A 2,024-nucleotide genomic window follows, 5' to 3' on the forward strand; every position below is an offset into this window, starting at 1 on the left:
TTTGTATTTGTTTGTCTTTCAACTTAAAAATACAATAAAATCAAGGGTTCACCAAGGTTTTCATGCTACTTTTTTCCTTTTTTAACACCCCTAAAAACCTGTAAATACTAGGTGCGAAACTTCAGTACTAAATAAATTACGGTATCGTAATTTAACATTTTAAAACCTTCTATAGCGCTTGAATTCTTCCTCTTCTAAAGCTTCATCAGGATTTATTTGACTTAATGAGAAAAAATATCGTAAAGGTATGCTCACCTTAAATTTTGACTCATTAAAAATAGGTTTGATAGTGATCAAATGCCAATAAGAGTCACGCATCAAAGTTTGTAAACCATTAGTGATTGATTTCATTCGATATGGCGAATTTTTATACATATCAGAAGAACCAATATAAAGTAAGGGTAAGTTATCTGGATCGATAGTTTTACCTTCTTTTATATATTGATTTAAGAGGTTTTTGTATCGGTTACAAAGCTGATATAGTACATAACTATTTCCTCTTCTTAATAACCAGCTATGAACCGGTTCAAATTTGTTGGAGTCTTGTATTTCTCTCCAAAGCAATCGATAATTGACAAATAAACGATGTTGTTTCATAATAATAAACTTTAAAAATGATATAATGTATTACTATAAGCTCGGGAGTTTTTTACTTTGTAAGTATAAGCCCCATTGGTTCTGCAATGAAGATGTAAGATGAGTTTAAATGAATATGATAATACCCTTTTGCATATTCCGGCATTGGCACTTCGATATGTAATACATCTAACTCCTTTAATTTTTGAAGATGTTTTTTAATTGTACTAGTACCGTACCCGGCGAGTTTCCCAATTCTAAAAGCATCAATGGTAAGTCTTCTTTTACGAAAATCTTCATCAATTACAGGAGGTCTACTGTTTATATACTCTTCATAAAGATTAAGCGTACAAATAAGTGTGTCAATGGTAGCACCTTTGATCTTGTCCTCAACCTCTTGAGTCCAATTAAATTTTTCAATGGTTTGCCATACTTTTTCATAGTTGACAAAATATCCTTGTCCTTCTTTGTGTTCAATTTCTCTAAATGTCATTTTTATATGTTTTTAATGATTAAAGAAGTTAAAATTGAGAAATTGAAATCAAAAATCCACGTACCTTTTCTCGTACCTCGGCACGTAAAAATATATATTTACAACACTCATAAGCACTAAGAGCTTTTTCAAGGGTACGAAAATAATTTTACTTATTTTTAGAGGTTATCAGGATAACCAAAAAATGAGTGATTTTAACTTTCTCTATTGTCAAACTTCTTATTATATCTATTCATATTTCAATAACCTTTAGGATCCTTTTGGTATTAAAACTGGAGTAAAGTTATAGAAGTCTAAATAGAAATCATTACACCTTTTTTACTACGGTGCATCAAAAAAAAGAAAAAATGAGTCTTTATAGTAGCTGACAAACGCAACGGTGTAGTAAAACTTTTTTGAAGGAGGTTTTAACTACCTCAAAATTCTACAAAAAAGGCTTTTTTGAATAAAAACATTCTACCTAAATAAGTTTTGGACATTAGGCAAATTGACTTGAATATTGTTAGAATTGAAAGTTTTAATGATTACATTATTCCAAAGAAAATCATTAATTCATAAAAAGATCAAAAACACAAAATCTTATGCAGTTGTTTATATATTTTGGAGTTGATTTATAATATCTTTTTAGTTTGAAATTTAAGACAGAAAGTTTTTCTAATGCAATAAAAAAGTATCTAAAAATGTATTTTTAAGTAATTTTTTCAACATAAACAGTCTTACTGATATTTATTAAATTAGAAACTTCTAACAGTGAAAGTTTTATCATAAATATGCGCATACTGTTTTAAAGGACTATAGGTTCAACAGAAAAATAGTTATATAAAATATTATGACTATCGGATTCCTTGCATAACCGGTAATTTATTTGTATCTTATTGTTTTAAAGATGGTTAATGTTATGACGATTCAAGAATTTTTTAAAAAATTTCCGGACGAAGCTAGTTGTAAGGCTCAT

General features: G+C 28.5%; 2 protein-coding genes. Both read right to left on the bottom strand.

The genetic code is table 11. The annotated features are described in order from the left end of the window. Positions 1–159: 159 nt before the first annotated feature. Positions 160–597 carry a hypothetical protein gene (locus tag F0000_RS27085; RefSeq protein ID WP_149627819.1) on the bottom strand — a complete coding sequence of 146 codons (438 nt, stop codon included), beginning with the start codon at positions 595–597 and terminating at the stop codon, positions 160–162. A gap of 52 nt (positions 598–649) precedes the next feature. Continuing rightward, positions 650–1,069 carry a hypothetical protein gene (locus tag F0000_RS27090; RefSeq protein WP_149627820.1) on the bottom strand — a complete coding sequence of 140 codons (420 nt, stop codon included), beginning with the start codon at positions 1,067–1,069 and terminating at the stop codon, positions 650–652. Positions 1,070–2,024 lie beyond the last annotated feature (955 nt).

It is taken from the genome of Aquimarina sp. RZ0 (assembly GCF_008370685.1).
In the GTDB taxonomy this organism is placed as follows: domain Bacteria; phylum Bacteroidota; class Bacteroidia; order Flavobacteriales; family Flavobacteriaceae; genus Aquimarina.

Excerpts from the sequence above, each read along its gene's own strand:
- F0000_RS27085 (WP_149627819.1), bottom strand. The coding sequence starts at position 597 with ATGAAACAACATCGTTTATTTGTCAATTATCGATTGCTTTGGAGAGAA.
- F0000_RS27090 (WP_149627820.1), bottom strand. The coding sequence starts at position 1,069 with ATGACATTTAGAGAAATTGAACACAAAGAAGGACAAGGATATTTTGTC.